The sequence below is a fragment of the Pseudomonas kairouanensis genome, from assembly GCF_004682055.1.
In the GTDB taxonomy this organism is placed as follows: Bacteria; Pseudomonadota; Gammaproteobacteria; order Pseudomonadales; family Pseudomonadaceae; genus Aquipseudomonas; species Aquipseudomonas kairouanensis.
In genome coordinates this window covers 65,002-84,036 of the sequence record NZ_QUZU01000009.1, presented here as the reverse complement: position 1 = coordinate 84,036, position 19,035 = coordinate 65,002, and the positions used below count along the sequence as shown (strand labels likewise).

The 19,035-nt window shown below is 60.8% G+C and carries 16 protein-coding genes; 9 read left to right on the top strand and 7 right to left on the bottom strand.

Features of this window, described 5'->3' with window-relative positions; translation table 11 throughout:
* Positions 1-53: 53 nt before the first annotated feature.
* From DYL59_RS09970 to pqqE, 8 genes are all read left to right on the top strand, one after another.
* On the top strand, positions 54-1,745 hold the full coding sequence (locus DYL59_RS09970) for a flavin monoamine oxidase family protein (protein WP_135289035.1): 1,692 nt from the start codon (positions 54-56) through the stop codon (positions 1,743-1,745).
* A 10-nt stretch (positions 1,746-1,755) separates the two neighbouring features.
* A complete protein-coding gene (locus tag DYL59_RS09965; RefSeq protein ID WP_135289034.1) occupies positions 1,756-2,550 on the top strand; it encodes a carbon-nitrogen hydrolase family protein in 795 nt (264 codons plus the stop codon).
* 48 nt (positions 2,551-2,598) lie between these two features.
* Positions 2,599-4,959 (top strand): pyrroloquinoline quinone biosynthesis protein PqqF, encoded by a 2,361-nt coding sequence (gene pqqF, locus DYL59_RS09960; protein WP_135289033.1) that lies wholly within the window; start codon positions 2,599-2,601, stop codon positions 4,957-4,959.
* 159 nt (positions 4,960-5,118) lie between these two features.
* Positions 5,119-5,193, top strand: a complete 75-nt coding sequence (gene pqqA, locus DYL59_RS09955) for a pyrroloquinoline quinone precursor peptide PqqA (RefSeq protein ID WP_003194766.1) — start codon at positions 5,119-5,121, stop codon at positions 5,191-5,193.
* Positions 5,194-5,265: 72 nt separating this feature from the next.
* Positions 5,266-6,177: a pyrroloquinoline quinone biosynthesis protein PqqB gene (gene pqqB / locus DYL59_RS09950; RefSeq protein ID WP_135289032.1), complete on the top strand. Its 912-nt coding sequence runs from the start codon at positions 5,266-5,268 to the stop codon at positions 6,175-6,177.
* 11 nt (positions 6,178-6,188) lie between these two features.
* Positions 6,189-6,941, top strand: a complete 753-nt coding sequence (gene pqqC / locus DYL59_RS09945; protein WP_135289031.1) for a pyrroloquinoline-quinone synthase PqqC — start codon at positions 6,189-6,191, stop codon at positions 6,939-6,941.
* Complete coding sequence (gene pqqD, locus DYL59_RS09940; protein ID WP_003194772.1) at positions 6,938-7,213, top strand: pyrroloquinoline quinone biosynthesis peptide chaperone PqqD; 276 nt, start codon at positions 6,938-6,940, stop codon at positions 7,211-7,213. The genes pqqC and pqqD overlap by 4 nt, the downstream gene beginning before the upstream one ends.
* A complete protein-coding gene (gene pqqE / locus DYL59_RS09935; RefSeq protein WP_135289030.1) occupies positions 7,206-8,336 on the top strand; it encodes a pyrroloquinoline quinone biosynthesis protein PqqE in 1,131 nt (376 codons plus the stop codon). Before pqqD ends, pqqE begins: the two co-directional genes overlap by 8 nt.
* Before the next feature lie 5 nt (positions 8,337-8,341).
* On the opposite strand, the gene DYL59_RS09930 is transcribed toward pqqE, so the two are convergent.
* Together DYL59_RS09930 and DYL59_RS09925 are read right to left on the bottom strand one after the other, a co-directional pair.
* Complete coding sequence (locus tag DYL59_RS09930) at positions 8,342-8,500, bottom strand: YqaE/Pmp3 family membrane protein (protein ID WP_007904205.1); 159 nt, start codon at positions 8,498-8,500, stop codon at positions 8,342-8,344.
* Positions 8,501-8,683: 183 nt separating this feature from the next.
* Complete coding sequence (locus tag DYL59_RS09925; RefSeq protein ID WP_135289029.1) at positions 8,684-9,946, bottom strand: aspartate aminotransferase family protein; 1,263 nt, start codon at positions 9,944-9,946, stop codon at positions 8,684-8,686.
* A 209-nt stretch (positions 9,947-10,155) separates the two neighbouring features.
* Here DYL59_RS09925 and DYL59_RS09920 point away from each other — a divergent pair, with 209 nt between their 5' ends.
* On the top strand, positions 10,156-11,055 hold the full coding sequence (locus DYL59_RS09920) for a LysR family transcriptional regulator (protein WP_135289028.1): 900 nt from the start codon (positions 10,156-10,158) through the stop codon (positions 11,053-11,055).
* 226 nt (positions 11,056-11,281) lie between these two features.
* Here DYL59_RS09920 and DYL59_RS09915 read toward each other — a convergent pair whose 3' ends face one another.
* From DYL59_RS09915 to DYL59_RS09895, 5 genes are all read right to left on the bottom strand, one after another.
* Entirely contained in the window at positions 11,282-13,060 is a 1,779-nt protein-coding gene (locus DYL59_RS09915) for an acyl-CoA dehydrogenase C-terminal domain-containing protein (RefSeq protein ID WP_135289027.1), read from the bottom strand.
* Positions 13,061-13,183: 123 nt separating this feature from the next.
* On the bottom strand, positions 13,184-14,953 hold the full coding sequence (locus DYL59_RS09910; RefSeq protein WP_135289026.1) for an acyl-CoA dehydrogenase C-terminal domain-containing protein: 1,770 nt from the start codon (positions 14,951-14,953) through the stop codon (positions 13,184-13,186).
* A 90-nt stretch (positions 14,954-15,043) separates the two neighbouring features.
* The gene (locus DYL59_RS09905) at positions 15,044-16,333 is read right to left on the bottom strand and encodes a GGDEF domain-containing protein (protein WP_135289025.1); all 1,290 of its coding nucleotides are present in this window, start codon (positions 16,331-16,333) and stop codon (positions 15,044-15,046) included.
* A 208-nt stretch (positions 16,334-16,541) separates the two neighbouring features.
* A complete protein-coding gene (locus DYL59_RS09900; RefSeq protein ID WP_135289024.1) occupies positions 16,542-18,347 on the bottom strand; it encodes a phenylacyl-CoA dehydrogenase in 1,806 nt (601 codons plus the stop codon).
* A gap of 328 nt (positions 18,348-18,675) precedes the next feature.
* The gene (locus DYL59_RS09895; RefSeq protein WP_105698178.1) at positions 18,676-18,957 is read right to left on the bottom strand and encodes a pyrroloquinoline quinone biosynthesis protein PqqE; all 282 of its coding nucleotides are present in this window, start codon (positions 18,955-18,957) and stop codon (positions 18,676-18,678) included.
* Between the last annotated feature and the right edge of the window lie 78 nt (positions 18,958-19,035).

Here is a 19,035-nt window from a genome sequence, read left to right as displayed (position 1 = left end):
CTTTTCCTATACTCAGCGGGTCATGCCCCGCCGGGTATCCAGCAAGGTCAGCCATGAACACGTTCAATAAAAACAATCGCCACCCTGCAGACGGCAAAAAACCCATCACTGTCTTTGGCCCGGATTTTCCGTTTGCCTTTGATGACTGGATCGAGCACCCGGCAGGCCTGGGCAGTATCCCCGCCGCCCACCATGGCGCCGAAGTCGCGATAGTGGGTGCTGGGATCGCCGGTTTGGTGGCCGCCTATGAGCTGATGAAGCTGGGCCTCAAGCCGGTGGTGTACGAGGCCTCGAAAATGGGTGGCCGCCTGCGCTCCCAGGCTTTTGAGGGCGCTGAAGGCATCATCGCCGAGCTGGGGGGCATGCGTTTTCCGGTGTCATCCACTGCGTTCTACCACTATGTCGACAAGCTTGGCCTGGAGACCAAGCCGTTCCCCAACCCACTGACCCCGGCCTCCGGCAGCACGGTGATCGACCTCGAAGGGCAGACCCATTACGCACAGAAACTCTCCGATTTGCCGGCACTGTTCCAGGAAGTGGCCGACGCCTGGGCCGATGCCCTGGAAGCGGGCTCGCAGTTCGGCGATATCCAGCAAGCCATCCGTGACCGCGACGTACCACGCCTCAAGGTGCTGTGGAACAAACTGGTGCCCCTGTGGGACGACCGCACCTTCTACGACTTTGTCGCCACCTCCAAGGCGTTCGCCAAACTGTCATTCCTGCACCGCGAAGTCTTCGGCCAGGTGGGTTTCGGTACTGGCGGCTGGGATTCGGACTTCCCCAACTCGATGCTGGAAATCTTCCGCGTGGTGATGACCAACTGCGACGACCATCAGCATCTGGTCGTCGGCGGTGTGGCACAGGTGCCCATGGGCATCTGGCGCCATGTGCCCCAGCGTTGCGCCCATTGGCCGGCCGGGACCAGCCTTAGCTCGTTGCACCGTGGTGCGCCAAGGGCCGGGGTCAAACGCATCGCCCATGCTGCCGACGGCCGCTTTGCCGTCACAGACAACTACGGCGATACCCGTGAATACGCCGCCGTGCTCACCACCTGCCAAAGCTGGCTGCTGACCACCCAGATCGAGTGCGACGAAACCCTGTTCTCGCAAAAAATGTGGATGGCCCTGGACCGCACGCGCTACATGCAGTCCTCCAAGACGTTCGTGATGGTCGACCGCCCGTTCTGGAAAGACAAAGACCCGCAAACCGGCCGCGACCTGATGAGCATGACCCTCACCGACCGCCTGACCCGTGGCACGTACCTGTTCGATAACGGTGACGACAAGCCTGGGGTGATTTGCCTGTCTTACTCGTGGATGAGTGACGCACTGAAAATGCTCCCGCAGCCCATCGACAAGCGCGTGAAACTGGCGCTGGATGCTTTGAAAAAGATCTACCCGAAGGTCGACATCAAGGCACGCATCATCGGCGACCCGATCACCGTTTCCTGGGAAGCCGACCCGCATTTCCTCGGGGCATTCAAAGGCGCGCTGCCGGGCCACTATCGCTACAACCAGCGTATGTATGCGCACTTCATGCAGAAGGACATGCCCGCCGAACAGCGTGGGATTTTTATCGCAGGCGACGACGTTTCCTGGACCCCAGCCTGGGTAGAAGGCGCGGTACAGACCTCGCTGAATGCGGTATGGGGCATCATGACCCACTTCGGTGGCAGTACCCACCCAGAGAACCCAGGCCCGGGCGATGTGTTCGATGAAATCGGCCCCATCGCCCTGGCCGAGTAAGGAGTTGACCATGCGTGTGGCCCTGTACCAATGCCCACCGCTGCCGCTGGATGTGGCCGGCAACCTCAAGCGCCTGCTTCAGTTGGCGCATGAGGCGTCCGGTGCCGATGTGCTGGTGCTGCCGGAGATGTTCCTCAGCGGCTACAACATTGGCGCCGAGGCCGTTGGTGCCCTGGCCGAGACGCAGGAGGGGCCGTCATCCCAGGCCATTGCCGAACTGGCCCGCAGTGCCGGGCTGGCGATTCTGTATGGCTACCCGGAACGGGCCGCGGATGGGCAGATCTACAACGCCGTACAGTTGATCGATGCCCAGGGCCAGCGCCTGTGCAACTACCGCAAGACTCACCTGTTCGGCGACCTGGATCGCTCGATGTTCAGTGCTGGAGGCGATGACTTCCCGGTGGTGGAACTCAACGGCTGGAAACTGGGCTTGCTGATCTGCTACGACCTGGAGTTCCCGGAAAACACCCGTCGCCTGGCCCTGGCCGGTGCCGAACTGATCCTGGTGCCCACCGCCAACATGGTGCCGTTCGACTTTGTGGCGGATGTCACCGTGCGGGCGCGAGCTTTTGAAAACCAATGCTATGTGGCCTACGCCAATTACTGCGGGCACGAAGGCGAGATTCAGTACTGCGGGCAAAGCAGCATTGCCGCGCCGAACGGCCAGCGCATCGCCCAGGCCGGTCTGGATGAAGCCTTGATCGTCGGCACACTGGAGCGCCAATCGATCCTCGACGCGCGCGCTGCCAATCACTACCTGCAAGACCGTCGCCCCGAGCTGTACAGCGCGCTGCACAAGCCCTGACCCCATGGGTTTGCTAGCATAGGCACTTCCTACGTTTCGGAAGTGCCCATGCCTGCGCCGGCCCACCCTCATCCTGTTCACCTGACCCTGGCCAACGGCCTGCGGGTTTCCCTGCGTCATGCCCCACGCTTGAAGCGTTGCGCCGCTGAGTTACGGGTGGCGGCCGGCAGCCATGACGTGCCGTTGGCGTGGCCGGGGCTGGCGCATTTTCTGGAGCATCTGCTGTTTCTGGGAACTGAACGGTTTCCTACGGGCGAAGGGTTGATGGCCTACGTGCAGCGCCAGGGTGGGCAGGTCAATGCCAGCACCCGTGAACGCACCACGGACTTTTTCTTTGAACTGCCGGTGCCCCTGTTTGCCGATGGGCTGCAGCGTTTGGCCGACATGCTGACCCACCCCCGCCTGGCCCTGGAAGATCAACTGCGCGAGCGCGAAGTGCTGCATGCGGAGTTTGTCGCCTGGTCCCAGGACGCGAAGGCGCAGCAACAGGTCAAATTGTTGGAAGGGCTAGCGGTTGATCATCCGCTAAGGGGCTTCCACGCGGGCAACCGCGACAGCCTGCCCGTGGAGCGTGAGGCCTTTCAGCGGGCCCTGCGGGGTTTCCATCAGCAGTTTTACCAGAGCGGGCAGATGACCTTGAGCCTTGCCGGCCCACAGTCACTGCAAGCACTAGAAGCCTTGGCACAGGGGTTCAGCCAGATGCTGACCCCAGGCCCTCTGCGCCCACAAGCCGCCCCCCCCAGGCTGATGCTCGATCAGACACAGGGCTATCAACACCTTGCCGACAATCACCTGCATCAAGTCATCATCGGTGACGCGCCCCCTGAAGCCCTGGAGTTCCTCTGCACCTGGTTGAACGCCTGCGCGCCAGGCGGACTGCTGGCCGAACTGCAAGCACGAGAATGGGCCACGGCCCTGCAAGCGACGGTGGTGTATCACTACGCCGGGCAAGCGGTGCTGGATATCGACGTGACGCTGGGCGCCCAAGGCGACCCGGCGACACAAATCCAGGCCTTGTTGTACGACTGGCTGGGCTTTTTCGCACACAGTGACTGGACTTCACTGCGAGAAGAGTTCGCCCTGTTGGCCGCTCGCCAGCAACAGGTCCAAGGTGCCCTGGCATTGGCTCGCCGTCATCAGGAAGATCTGTCGGAACAGTCTGTTGCTGCCCTCAGGTCTATGCTCGACGCCATGCATCTGCCAGCCTCCCAGCACCCTTGGCAGCTACCACCGAATAACCCGTTCCTGCGCCCGCCGGCCAAGGAAGAACGCGCAGGTCTTATACGCGGCCAGACCAGCGCTCACCGCGGCTTGCGCACCTTTGCGCAGGATCGCTCACGAGGGCGCAGGGACGTGTCGTCACTGACCTTCAGCCAAGCCTTGGCCAATGAGGGCGATGAAGGGGCCTTGTACCTGCAATGGCGGTTTGCGCCCTCCGGCCTGGAAAGCGCCTTGCAACCGTTGCGCGAGCAGGCACGCCAAGCGGGTGTGGACGTGTCGTGTGAAACCATCGGCCCTGATTGGCAGGTAAAAATGGTCGGGCTGCACGAACCCATGCCAGCCATACTGGAAGCGCTGGCTAACTGCCTGAGCCTGAGCCAGACGCAGCAGGCGCCCCAGGCGTCGACACCCATGATTGCCATACGCGAGTTGCTTAAAGAACTGCCCACTCGCTGCGTTGCATCTGCACCAGCAAACAGTCAAGCCTCATGGGCTGACGCATGCTGGCAGGGCCTCGGGTTGGGTTTTCCCAGCGCCCTTGAAGCCGCGATCAAAACGGCGGCCGCCCGCCTGCCCGGTCAACCCTCACGTATCGAACACAGCCCCCCAAGCCTTGGTAGCCAACGCATCTGGCACGAGGTAATTACCGACTCCCAGGAGGTCGCCCTGCTGCTGTTTTGCCCGGTGCCAAGCCAAACCCTGGCAGATGAAGCCGCGTGGCGATTGCTCGGGCACCTGCTGCAGGGTCCGTTTTACCAGCGCCTGCGGGTAGAGCAGCAAATTGGCTACGCGGTGTTCAGCGGCGTGCGACAGATCAACGGGCAAACCGGCTTGCTGTTGGGTGTGCAGTCCCCCAGCGTGTCCCTGGAAGGAATCGTTGATCACCTGCAAACCTTCCTGCGGCAATTGCCGAGCCTGATCAGCAGCAGCAGTGACCTGGGCAATCAGGCCCTGGCACAGCAGTTTTCTGCACAGACACTTGTACTTGCCCAAGCCGCCGAGTTGCTGTGGCACGCTCAGTTGGCTGGTCATCCGTCTTCCTATCTGGACGAGCTTGCACGCCTGATCCAAACCCGCACGCCGGCGGATTTGCAGCATGCGGCCCAGCAACTCAACGACGCCACTGGCGGCTGGCACTGCGTTGCCAACGGCCCCCGCCTGGATGATTCCTGGCGGCCAGGAGACTGATCATTGCCAACCCCGTAACAGGCTTTTTCCACCCAGACAGCGCTAACTCGCCCAGAACTGAGTATTATTCCTACGCACCTACCTGAACATCTCCGACTGGAGGTGGACTAAATGTATTACTTGGTAGTGAATGTCCCATCCCTTCGTAGGAGTAAGAATATGACCTGGTCCAAACCTGCTTACACTGATCTGCGTATCGGTTTCGAAGTCACCATGTACTTCGCCAGCCGTTAATCCGCTGGGTAATACAACGCCTCGGCCCGCCCGGGGCGTTTTAGTTTTTGAGCTTTGCTTGATGGAGCGACCATGTTTGTCCAGATTCTAGGTTCCGCCGCCGGCGGCGGTTTCCCGCAGTGGAACTGCAACTGCGTGAACTGCGCGGGTTTTCGCGATGGGAGCCTGCGGGCCCAGGCGCGCACCCAGTCGTCCATCGCGATCTCCGAAGACGGCGTGAATTGGGTGCTGTGCAACGCCTCGCCGGATATTCGCGCACAGTTGCAAAGCTTTGCACCGATGCAGCCGGGCCGCGCCCTGCGTGACACGGGTATCAGCGCCATCATCCTGATGGACAGCCAGATCGACCACACCACCGGCCTGTTGAGCCTGCGCGAAGGTTGCCCGCACCAGGTATGGTGCACCGACATGGTCCACGAAGACCTGAGCACCGGTTTTCCGCTGTTCACCATGCTGACCCACTGGAACGGCGGCCTGGCCTGGAACCGCATCGAGCTGGATACCAGCTTCACCGTGCCGGCCTGCCCCAACCTGCGCTTCACCCCACTGCCATTGCGCAGCGCCGCACCGCCCTACTCGCCGCACCGCTTCGACCCGCACCCGGGCGACAATATCGGCCTGATCGTCGAAGACCTGCGCACCGGCGGCAAACTGTTCTATGCCCCAGGCCTGGGCAAAGTGGACGCGCCGCTGCTGGAGATCATGGCCGGCAGCGACTGCCTGCTGGTGGACGGCACAATGTGGGATGACGATGAAATGCAGCGCCGTGGCGTCGGCACCCGCACCGGCCGCGAAATGGGCCACCTGGCGCAAAACGGCCCCGGCGGCATGCTCGAAGTGCTGGAGCAACTGCCCAAGCAACGCAAAGTGCTTATCCACATCAACAACACCAACCCGATCCTCGATGAAGACTCCCCCGAGCGAGCGGAACTGGTGCGGCGCAATGTCGAAGTGGCTTACGACGGCATGAGCATTGAATTGTAGGAGCAGACGAGATGACTGACACACCGCTGACGCGTGACGAATTCGAGCATGCCCTGCGTGCCAAGGGCGCCTTCTACCATATCCATCACCCGTACCATGTGGCGATGTACCAAGGCCGCGCCACCCGTGAGCAGATCCAGGGCTGGGTGGCTAACCGTTTCTACTATCAGGTGAACATCCCGCTCAAGGACGCCGCGATCCTGGCCAACTGCCCGGACCGGGAAATCCGTCGCGAGTGGATCCAACGCCTGCTTGACCACGACGGCGCGCCGGGTGAAGACGGCGGTATCGAAGCCTGGCTGCGCCTGGGGCAAGCGGTCGGCCTCGACCCAGACCAGCTGCGCTCCCAGGAACTGGTACTGCCCGGCGTACGCTTTGCGGTGGATGCCTACGTCAACTTCGCCCGCCGCGCCAGCTGGCAAGAAGCCGCCAGCAGCTCGCTGACCGAACTGTTTGCGCCGCAGATCCACCAATCGCGCCTCGACAGCTGGCCGCAGCATTACCCGTGGATCGACCCCGCCGGCTACGAGTATTTCCGCACCCGCCTGGGCCAGGCCCGTCGCGACGTGGAACACGGTTTGGCGATCACCTTGCAGCACTACACCACCCGCGAAGGCCAGGAGCGCATGCTGGAAATTCTCCAGTTCAAACTGGATATTTTGTGGAGCATGCTGGACGCCATGAGCATGGCCTACGAATTGAGACGCCCGCCCTATCACAGCGTGACCGACCAGCGGGTATGGCATAAAGGGATCCCCCTATGAGCTTTGATCGCAGCAAAAAACCCACCTGGCGCCAGGGCTATCGCTACCAGTACGAACCGGCGCAGAAGGGCCATGTGTTGCTCTACCCCGAGGGCATGATCAAGCTCAACGACAGCGCCGCCCTGATCGGCGGGTTGATCGACGGCGAGCGTGATGTTGCCGCGATCATTGCCGAGCTGGACAAGCAGTTCCCCGGCGTACCCGAGTTGGGTGACGACATCGAGCAGTTCATGGAGGTCGCCCGTGCAGAGCACTGGATTACCCTTGCCTGAAAAACCGCCGGTTGGCTTGCCGTTGTGGCTGCTCGCCGAGCTGACCTACCGCTGCCCGTTACAATGCCCGTATTGCTCCAACCCGCTGGATTTTGCCGAGCAGGGCAAGGAGCTGAGTACCGAGCAGTGGTTCAAGGTGTTTCGCGAGGCCCGGGAAATGGGCGCCGCGCAATTGGGTTTTTCCGGCGGCGAGCCCCTGGTGCGCCAGGACCTCGCCGAACTGATCGCCGAAGCGCGCAAGCTGGGGTTCTACACCAACCTGATCACCTCAGGCATAGGCCTGACCGAGCAGAAGATCAGCGACTTTAAAAAAGCCGGCCTGGACCATATCCAGATCAGCTTCCAGGCCAGCGACGAGCAGGTGAACAACCTGCTGGCCGGTTCGAAAAAAGCCTTCGCGCAAAAGTTGGAAATGGCTCGTGCGGTAAAGGCCCACGGCTACCCGATGGTGCTGAACTTTGTCACCCATCGGCACAATATCGACAAGATCGACCGCATCATCGAGCTATGCATCGCCCTGGAGGCGGACTTTGTTGAGCTCGCCACCTGCCAGTTCTACGGCTGGGCGCAGCTCAACCGCGTGGGGCTGCTGCCGACCAAAGAACAGTTGGTACGCGCCGAACGCATCACCAACGAATACCGCGCCAAGCTGGAAGCCGAAGGCCACCCGTGCAAGCTGATCTTCGTCACTCCGGACTACTACGAGGAACGTCCCAAAGCCTGTATGAACGGCTGGGGCAGCATCTTTCTGACAGTAACGCCAGACGGCACCGCCCTGCCCTGTCACGGCGCCCGACAGATGCCGGTGCAATTTCCCAATGTGCGCGACCACAGCATGCAGCACATCTGGTACGACTCCTTCGGCTTCAACCGCTTTCGCGGCTACGACTGGATGCCCGAGCCGTGCCGTTCATGCGATGAAAAAGAAAAGGACTTCGGCGGCTGCCGTTGCCAGGCGTTCATGCTCACAGGGGATGCGAGCAATGCCGACCCGGTGTGCAGCAAGTCTGAGCAGCACGGCATCATCCTTCAGGCACGGGAAGAAGCCGAGCACGCCACCCAGACCATCGAGCAACTGGCCTTTCGCAATGAGCGCAACTCACGGCTCATCGCAAAAGGCTGACAGCCTCATCGCTTGGCGATGATGTACACCGCGTGCACGATGCCGGGGATGTAGCCGCACAGGGTCAGCAGGATGTTCAGCCAGAACGCGCCGGCGAAACCCACTTGCAGGAACACACCCAGTGGCGGCAACAGAATGGCGATGATGATACGAATGAAATCCATGGGTTCAGCTCCAGAAAATCGGCTCGTGTGAGCCGTGTAGCTAATCGACCTTGGGGGTTCGTGAGGGTTCAGTGGAATCTGGCGTAAGGCCATCCGTTGTTGCACCCACAAAAAAACGCCCCCAGCCAAAAAAATCAGGCCGGAGGCGCCGCGTATACCGCGAGACGGTTCAGAAAATAAGGGTTAAACAGCGATGCCCTTGCGGCATTGCAGTTGCGCGGTGCGCACCCGCGAGAAGGCACGGGCCAGGCGCAGGAGCATTTCGTCGATATTGCTTTTGCTCACCGTCAGCGCCGGAGTGAAACGCAGGCAGTTGGGTTGAGGGGCGTTGAGGATCAGGCCTTCATGCAGCGCCGCCTTTACCACGGCATCGGCAGAATCATCCGACAGTGTCAGGCCCCACATCAGGCCGTGGCCGCGCAGTTGGCCATGGTCATAGCGGTACGCCAGGCGGGCGAGGCCTTCGCCCAGGTACAGACCGGATTCGCGCACATGTTCCAGAAAGCCTTTCTCCAGAACGGTATCGAGCACCGCCAGGCCCGCCGAGGCCATCAGCGCATTGCCATGATGGGTACCTTCCAGTTCCCCCACTTCGAAACAGCAGGCCTTGCCCCGCGCCAGCAGCGCCGCCAACGGCACGCCGCCGCCCAGGCCTTTGCCGAGGGTGATGATGTCGGCGCGTACGCCGTACTGCTGTTCGGCGAGCAAGGTGCCGCAACGGCCGATGCCGGTTTGCACTTCATCGAGGATCAGCAGGATGCCCAGTTCGCGACATAGGCGCTCAACCCCTTTGAGGTAGTGCTCGGTCGCAGGTATCACGCCGGCTCCGCCCTGGATAGGTTCGAGCAGAATGGCGACGGTTTGCGCATCGACGGCGGCGTGCAAAGCCGGCAGGTCGTTGAACGGCACATGGCTGAAGCCCGGCAATTGCGGTTCAAAGCGGTTTTGCGGCCCCCCCGCCGACGCGGACATCGCCGCAAAACTGCGGCCATGGTTACCGGCACTGGCACTGATGATGCGGTAGGCACCGCCGCGATACAGCTGGCCCCACTTGCGCGCCAACTTGATCGCGGCTTCACAGGCTTCCGCGCCGCTGTTGAGCAAGTAGACCTGGTCGCTGCCGGTGCGATGGCACAGGCGTTCGGCGAGGTTGAGTTGAGCGCGGTTATACAGGCCATTACCAGGGTTGATCAGCGCCTGGGTTTGATCGGCCAGGGCTTTGATCAAGACCTGCGGGCTGTGGCCGAGGCTATTGGCAGCGTTGCCTTGGCTGAAATCGAGGTAGGCACGCTCATCGCTGTCCCACAGCCAGGAGCCCTGGCCGCGTACGAAGACTTGGGGCGGCCGCGCCACGGAGGGCATCAGGGATTCGCTGGAAGGGTTATTGCTGAACGGCTCCAGAATCAGATCGTCCAGGCTCGGCGCGGGGCGACGGAACAGATTCACATCTGCCCCCCAATAGCAACCGGACCTTGGTCACTGCGACGGGCCAATGCGGCCTTGAGGTTTTTTGCCTTGCCTATGTAAACGCTATCAAGATAAACGCTGTTCATTGCCCGATCCGGCCCTGTAAGCCCTGCGAATAGGCGCTAGACTAGGCGCCTCGGGGGCCAACGGCCATTTCGATTTTCCAGCATTTTCGATAAGTAAGTCTTATGGATTTCAAGCAACTGCGTTATTTCGTCGCGGTGTATGAAGAAGGCCACGTCGGCCGTGCCGCCGAGCGCCTCTCGATCTCTCAACCGGCACTGTCCCAGCAGATTCGTCAGCTGGAACAGAACCTGGACGTGAGCCTGTTCGAGCGCAGCAGCAAACGCCTGCTGCCCACCCTGGCGGCGCATACGCTGTACAACCACGCCCTGCCGCTGATCGATGGCCTGCAGCACGCGGTGGAAGCACTGCGCAACTTCAAGGGTCAAGCCATGCGTACCTTGGCGATCGGCGTGCTGCAAACCGTGCACACCAGCCTTGTGCCGCAAATGCTGGAACGTGTGCGCAAGGCCCAGCCGCACCTAGTGGTACAGATCTACGAATTGACTGGGCTTGAAATTGAGCGGCGACTGTTGAACGGTTCGCTGGATATCGGCATCAGTTATCTGCCGCCACGTCAGCCTGGGCTGCATGGTGTGCTGTTGTACGAAGATGAGTTGAAAGTCGTCATCCCAGAGGATCATCCCCTGCGGGAATTCAAGAAGGTCTCACTGAAACAGGCGGCCGAGTTGCCGATGTTGCTGCTGGGGGAGGAATTTCAGGTCCGGCAGATCTGGCAGGGTCAACTGTCCAACCTGGGGCGACGCCCGCAAGTGCAGGCGGAGTTGAATACCATGGTGGGGATTCTCGACAGCCTGCCCCACACCAAGCTGGCCACGGTGCTGCCAGGACGCTCTCAGGACGAACACAACAGCCAGCTGCTGCTGTGGAAACCCTTGAGTGAACCCAGGGTGCCACTCAAAGTGGGCTTGGTATGCCGCGATGTGCAGCGCCAGCAGGCAACGGTGACGTTGCTGCGAACCTTGCTCGAAGACGTGATGAACGCCCCGCAGGCCCCCGCCTGACTTTTTCGCGGGCAAAAGAAAACCCCGCCGAAGCGGGGCTTTGCAGACTGTTTCCCTGACATCCATTTCACTCCGCCGTCCTGGCAGAATCCTACGTGTCCGTGTTGTTGCTTTGCGCTTCCTGCGCGACGTCCATGTGAAGTAGATTATCTGTGGATCCAATTTGGCGATAGAGGACGAATAGCAGCACGTCATGTAAGAGAATGCTTACACGCCCTCGACCTCCTTAGAACAGTGCTTCATCCAGAAGGAACAGCGATTCGCTACCGGCTTTGACCGAGGCACTCAGCGAGTCAATACGCGGCAGCAGGCGGGCAAAGTAGAAACGTGCCGTGCCCAGCTTGCTGGCGTAGAAGTCTTCCTCGGCCTCTTTGCCCAACGCTGCCTTGGCCATGCGCGCCCACATGTAGGCGTACGCCATGTATCCAAATGCATGCAAATACTCCACCGACGCCGCACCGATTTCATTCGGGTTGCTCTTGGCACGGTCCAGTACCCAGGCGGTCAATTCGTCCAGGTTGTCTACCGCAGCGCTCAACGGTTTGGTGAACTCGGCCAGTTCGGCACCGGTCGACGCAATGAACTGGCGGATCTCATCGGCGAACAGGGTGTAGAACGCCCCGCCACTGCCGACGATCTTGCGACCCATCAGGTCCAGCGCCTGAATGCCGTTGGTACCTTCGTAGATCTGCGTGATGCGCACATCACGCACCAACTGCTCCTGGCCCCACTCACGAATGTAACCGTGGCCACCGAACACCTGCTGGCCCAGTACCGTGGTTTCCAGGCCCAGGTCGCTCAAGAAAGCCTTGGCCACCGGCGTCAGCAAGGCCACCAAGTTGTCTGCACGCTCACGGGCGGCGGCATCATCGCTGAACTTGGCGATATCCAGCTGGGTGGCCACATAGGTAGAAAATGCACGGCCGCCTTCGTTCGCGGCCTTCATGGTCAGCAGCATGCGCCGCACATCCGGATGGACGATGATCGGGTCAGCGACCTTGTCCTTGGCCTGGGCGCCCAAGGGCGAGCGGCTTTGCAAACGGTCACGGGCGTATTCAATCGCGTTCTGGTAAGAGCGCTCGCCGGACGCCAGGCCCTGGATGCCTACACCGAGGCGCTCGTAGTTCATCATGGTAAACATCGCCGCCAAACCACGGTTGGGCTCGCCCACCAGGTAACCCACGGCCGCGTCAAAGTTCATCACGCAGGTCGCGGACGCCTGGATGCCCATCTTGTGTTCGATGGAGCCACAGCTCACCAGGTTGCGCGCGCCCAGGCTGCCATCGGCATTGACCATGAACTTCGGCACCAGGAACAACGAGATGCCCTTGGGACCCGCCGGCGCGTCTGGCAGCTTGGCCAGTACCAGGTGGATGATGTTGTCGGTGAGGTCGTGCTCGCCACCGGTGATAAAGATCTTGGTCCCGCTGATCGTGTAGGAACCATCCGCCTGTGGCTCGGCCTTGGTGCGGATAATCCCCAGGTCGGTACCGGCATGGGCCTCGGTCAGGCACATGGAACCGGCCCACTCGCCGGAATACATCTTCGGCAGGTAAGCCGCCTTGAGTTCTTCACTGGCGTGGGTGTTGATCGATACACAGGCGCCGGAGGTCAGCATCGGGTACAGGCCAAACGCCAGGCTCGACGAGTTGATCATCTCCTCGACCTGGGCCGACACCGCCTTGGGCATGCCCATGCCGCCAAAGGCCGGATCACCGCCTACACCCACCCAGCCACCTTCGGCGTAGGTTTTATAGGCCTGTGGATAACCATCGGGGGTAAACACCGCCGTGTCATCCCAACGGCAACCCTGCTCATCGCCGCCACGGCTGATTGGCGCGATGGACTTGGCGGTGACCTTGCCGGCTTCTTCGAGGATCGCTTCTACGGTTTCGGCGTCAACGCTGTCTGCCAATGCCGGCAATTGGGCCCAAGTCTTGGCGACCTCAAACACTTCGTTGAGGACGAAGCGCATATCACGCAGCGGCGCTTTGTAATCAGCCATGGCAAACCTCGTGAGAACGTGAAAAGTAATTCGGTAAGAGTCGGTTTTACAGGCTCAGAGTGTACCCGAACAACTTTTCAGACACATAGGGTCCACTTGTGACTGATTGGTATTTTTAAGTCATTACAGCGCAAATGCCTCCGCCGGCAGACTCATCAGGCATTCGCTGCCCGCTTCTACCGCCGCGCGGTGGGTGGCGGTACGCGGCAGCAAGCGCTTGAAGTAGAACGCGCATGTCGCCAGCTTGGCCTGGGTGAAATCGCTTTCTTGCTGTTCAAGAGCAGCGATCGCCATGCGCAACCACAGGTAGGCAAGTACCACGTAGCCGCTGTACATCAGGTAATCCACTGCTGCCGCGCCGACTTCATCGGGGTTCTTCATGGCCGCGCTCCCGACCTGGGTGGTCAGTTCGCCCCATTCCCCATTCAGTTGATTGAGTTGCGCCACATAGGCCTTGAGCTGCGGATGCTCGGCATTCGCGCTACAGAACTTATGCACAATTTTGGTAAAGCCGCGTAACAACTTGCCCTGGCTGCCCAATACCTTGCGACCCAACAGGTCGAGGGCCTGGATGCCGTTGGTGCCTTCATAGATCGGCGCAATCCGCGCATCCCGGGCCAATTGCTCCATGCCCCATTCACGAATGTACCCGTGGCCGCCGAAGATCTGCATGCCATGGTTGGTCACTTCCAGCCCCGTATCGGTCATGAAGGCTTTGCAAATGGGCGTGAGGAAGGCCAGCAGGTCCTCGGCCTCCTGGCGCTGGCCGGCGTCGCTGCTCAGGTGCGCGGTGTCGAGCAATTGCGCGGTGAAATAGGTCAGGGCCCGATTGCCCTCGTTGAAGGCCTTCATGGTCAGCAACATGCGCCGTACATCGGCGTGCACGATGATCGGGTCGGCGGCTTTTTCCGGGGCCTTGGCGCCGGTGAGCGAACGCATCTGCAAGCGGTCGTTGGCGTACTTGATCGCGCCCTGGAAGCTCGCCTCGCCGTTGCACAGGCCCTGCATGCCGGTGCCCAGGCGTGCGTGGTTCATCATGGTGAACATGCAGTTGAGGCCCTTGTTCGCCTCGCCAATCAAAAAGCCTTTGGCGCCGTCGAAGTTCAGCACGCAGGTGGCCGAAGCCTTGATGCCCATCTTGTGTTCGATGGAGCCGCAATGCACCGCGTTGCGCTCACCGGAATCGGCGTGGAACTTGGGCACGATAAACAGCGAAATGCCCTTGGTGCCCGCCGGCGCATCCGGCAGCTTGGCCAGCACCAGATGAACGATATTGGCGCTCATATCGTGCTCACCGGCAGAGATGAAGATCTTGCTGCCGGTGACCGCATAACTGCCGTCCGCCTGGGGCACGGCGCGGGTCTTGATCAGCCCCAGGTCGGTGCCGCAATGGGCTTCGGTGAGGCACATGGTGCCAGTCCATTCGCCGGCGGTGAGCTTGGTCAGGAAGGTGTCTTTCTGCTCGGCGGTGCCGTGGGCGTGGATCGCCGACATGGCGCCGTGGGTAAGGCCGGGGTACATACCCCACGAGGTGTTGCTGGAGCCGATCATTTCGCTCAGCACCAGGCCCAGGGACTGGGGCAGGCCTTGGCCGCCGTAGGCCGGGTCTGCTGCCACACCGTGCCAGCCGCCTTCTACGTACTGGGCGAAGGCTTGCTTGAAACCTTTGGGCGTGGTGACCACGCCATTGTCGAAATGACAGCCTTCTTCATCACCGCTACGGTTGAGCGGTGCGAGCACGTTTTCGCAGAATTTGGCGCCCTCTTCGAGGATCGCGCTGACCATATCCGGGCTTGCGTCGGTCGCGCCCAGCGCAGCGTAGTGGCCGTGGAAGTCGAACACGTTGTCGATCAGAAAGCGCATGTCGCGCAGGGGAGCTTTATATTCAGGCATTGTTATGTCTCCGGCAGCAGATGGGTTCAACCTACTGCCGGGCACACGCCTGGACAATCACTGTAGCGCTGCTGAATACAGCGCCATTACTCAACCGGCAGCGCTCTCCATGCGCACTGCGCCACGCCGGGTTTGCCCGGCAGCCACCACACAGTTGCGCCCCGCGCCCTTGGCGGCGTACAGCGCCTGGTCGGCGGATTTGAGTACTTCTTCGGGGGTGCGCTGCTCGGCCTGGCGCTCGGCCACACCGATACTTACGGTTACCGAGACGCTGGTTGCACCGCTGCCTGCGCGGCGTTGGCGACCTTGCTGGTCGTCTTGCGGGCGGTCCGGGTTGCGCAGCTTGATGTCGTAGTTGGCGATGATCTCGCGGATCTCTTCCAGGTGCGGCATGCACTCATCCAGGGTCTTGCCGGCGAACACCACGGCAAACTCCTCGCCACCGTAGCGGTAGGCACGCCCGCCACCATTGACCTTGGACAGCTTGCTCGCCACCAGGCGCAGCACCTGGTCGCCCACGTCATGGCCATGGGTGTCGTTGAAGCGCTTGAAGTGGTCGACGTCGGTCATGGCCAACACGTAGTTGCGCCCCAACCGCTGCGTGCGTTCGTTGAGGGCCCGGCGCCCCGGCAGGCCGGTGAGTTCGTCGCGGAAGGCCATTTGATAAGCCTCATGGGCCACGCCGGCGGCGATCATCAGCATCACCTGGCTGCACATGATGTTGAGGGTAAAGGGCAGGATGAAGGTTTGCGGCAACATCCAGAACATCCCCAACAACCCCACCAATTGCGCCGCGTGCAGCGGGCGTGGCTGGTACCAGTATTGGGCCGCCAGGATCAGGAAGCCGATCAGGAACATGGGGTACGACAATTGGATCAAGCTCATCCAGGTGCCATGCAGCGCTGGCCAGCGAATCTCTGCCAACCAGTTCAACAGCGCCTGGGGATAACTTTGCTCCAGGGCCAGCGCCACGCTACCGACGGCAAACAGCACCGCGCAGCGTGCGACGAAGTCGCGGAACAGGTGGGTCTTTTCCTGCCACATGCCATAGATGCTGAACAACAGCGGCAGCAGCAGGCAGCACAGGTGAAACACCACCGCGGCATCTTCGCGCACACGGCCGTTGTCACGGTAGAAGTCGGTCTGGGTATCCAGCAGGAAGTAGGCGATGTACACCGTGACCATCAAGAACAGCTCACGCTGGCGCCGGTAGACCGCGCAGTACGACCCGCCGAGCAACAACACCAAGGTTGGCAGCACATTGAACAGTGAGGTGAAGAAAACGTTGAGATCCTTGACGTACGCAGCCGAGAGCCCGGCCAGCAACAGCAGCAACGAAGGAAGAAAATGACTGAAACGTACAGCAGACACGCGTGACAAGGGTAAAACTCCGACCCGCAAAGAATGATGGCACTGTGCCTTAATGCTGACAGTTAAGCACAACCTGGCACGCATGTATCACATTGCCATCACTGTAACGGCAGGTAGCGGCAATCCCTGAGCGCTGTACTGCGGTTTTTTCATCATGCACAAAAAAGCCGCCGCTTCTGGCACGAAGCGGCGGCTCTGGAAGTGAACCCGGTAAGGCTTAGTAAGCCAGGCCGAAGTCTTCTTCTTTCATGTCCATCAGGTTGTTGGCGCCCGACAGCATGGTGGCTTTGTGGGTTTGGGTACGCGGCAAGATACGCTGGAAGTAGAAGCGCGCGGTCTGCAACTTGGCGGTGTAGAACGCCTCCTCGGTAGTGCCTGCAGCCAGTTTTTCCGCTGCCAGGCGCGCCATGTCGGCCCAGAAGTAAGCCAGGCACGCGTAACCGGAGTACATCAGGTAATCCACCGAGGCAGCCCCGACTTCTTCGCGGTCCTTCATCGCGGCCATGCCGACCTTCATGGTCAACTCGCCCCACTCTTTGTTCAGTGCAGCCAGCGGTGCGACGAACTCTTTGACCGCTTCATTGCCTTCGTTGGCCTGGCAGAACTTGTGCACGATCTTGGTGAAGCCCTTGAGCGCTTCGCCTTGGGTCATCAGCACTTTGCGGCCCAGCAGGTCGAGGGCCTGAATGCCGGTGGTGCCTTCGTACAGCATCGAAATGCGGCTGTCGCGAACGTTCTGCTCCATGCCCCATTCGGCGATAAAGCCGTGACCGCCGTAGATCTGCACGCCGTGGTTGGCCGATTCAAAACCGACTTCGGTCATGAAGGCTTTGGCGATAGGCGTCATGAACGCCAGCAGGCCATCGGCTTGCTTCTTGGCTTCGTCGTCGGTGCCGTACTTGACGATGTCCACTTGCTTGGCGGTGAAGTACACCATTGCACGGTTGCCTTCGGCGAAGGCTTTCATGGTCAGCAGCATGCGGCGCACGTCTGGGTGCACGATGATCGGGTCAGCGGCTTTGTCTGGCGCTTTCGGGCCGGTGAGCGAGCGCATTTGCAGGCGGTCGCGAGCGTATTTGAGGCCGCCCTGGAAGCCGATCTCGGCGTGGGACAGGCCTTGCAGCGCGGTGCCCAAACGAGCGGTGTTCATAAAGGTGAACATGCAGTTCAGGCCTTTGTTCGCCGGGCCGATCAGGAAACCGGTGGCCGCGTCGAAGTTCATCACGCAGGTGGCGTTGCCGTGGATGCCCATCTTGTGTTCCAGGGAACCACAGGTCACCGCGTTGCGCTCACCCACCGAACCGTCGGCGTTAGGGAGGAACTTAGGCACGATAAACAGCGAGATGCCTTTGGTGCCAGCCGGAGCATCCGGCAGGCGGGCCAGTACGATGTGGACGATGTTGTCGGCCATGTCGTGCTCACCGGCCGAGATGAAGATCTTGGTGCCGGAGACTTTGTAGGAACCGTCGGCCTGAGGCTCGGCCTTGGTACGCAGCATGCCCAGGTCGGTGCCGCAGTGCGGTTCGGTCAGGCACATGGTGCCAGTCCATTCGCCCGATACCAGCTTGGTCAGGTAAGCGTCTTGCTGCTCGGGGGTGCCGTGCTCGGAGATAGTGTTCATCGCGCCATGGGACAGGCCTGGGTACATACCCCACGACCAGTTGGCGGCACCCACCATTTCGCTCACCGCCAGGCCCAGGGACTCCGGCAGGCCTTGGCCACCGTGTTCCACGTCATGGGCCAGGCTTGGCCAGCCACCTTCGACGAACTGTTTGTAGGCTTCCTTGAAACCCGTAGGGGTTTTAACGCCTGACTCACTCCAGGTGCACCCTTCGATGTCGCCCACGCGGTTCAACGGGGCCAGCACTTGCTCACAGAACTTGGCGCCTTCTTCAAGGATGGCGTCAACCATGTCCGGGGTAGCGTCCTGGCAAGCCGGCAGGCTCTGATAGTGCGCTTCGTAGCCAAGCAGTTCGTCACGAACGAAGCGAATATCACGCAAGGGGGCCTTGTAGTCAGGCATAGCGATAAACCTCTGCTGATGTAGCTGGAATGAACAACCGCGTGGAATTTATTGTAGCGGTCAAACAGGTGTTTGAAACATACGTTTACGACCTAGGGATGTCAAGACGCCGTTTGTCATGACGCGAATCAATGGCGCACGCAGGGACGCTTGCGGCGAGGAGCCACAGCAAAGGGAGTGTAGAAGTTCGACAGGACACCATCTAACAAATGTGGGAGGGGGCTTGCTCCCGATGGCGGTGTATCAGTCGATCAAAATATTGACTGACACTCTGTCATCGCGAGCAAGCCCCCTCCCACAAAAGAGCAGGCATGCGGATAGAGGCGATTTAAGCGTAGGTATCGATCAACGTACCGAGCATTTCATCCGAAGCCTTGGCGACTTTGGCGCCCAGCTCCACCTGAAACTTGCCTTCGGCCATCTCAACCATATTGCTGGCCGAGTTCGAAGGCTGGGCGCGGTCGTTGGCGCGAAGACGATCAACCTGTGCATCCGAAGGCTGGTTGGTCGCGGCGCTGGCGATTTTGCCGGCGGCCTGGTCGACACGGTTCTGCCCGGTCTGAATAGTGCTCAGGCCCGAGTAAAACGCGCTGCTTCCAGAGATGTCCATGGCGTAAGCCTGCCTTTAGAGAATCGTGAACGCTGATTGAAGCAGAGAACCTGGCAAAACGCCCGTCAAAAACACTAA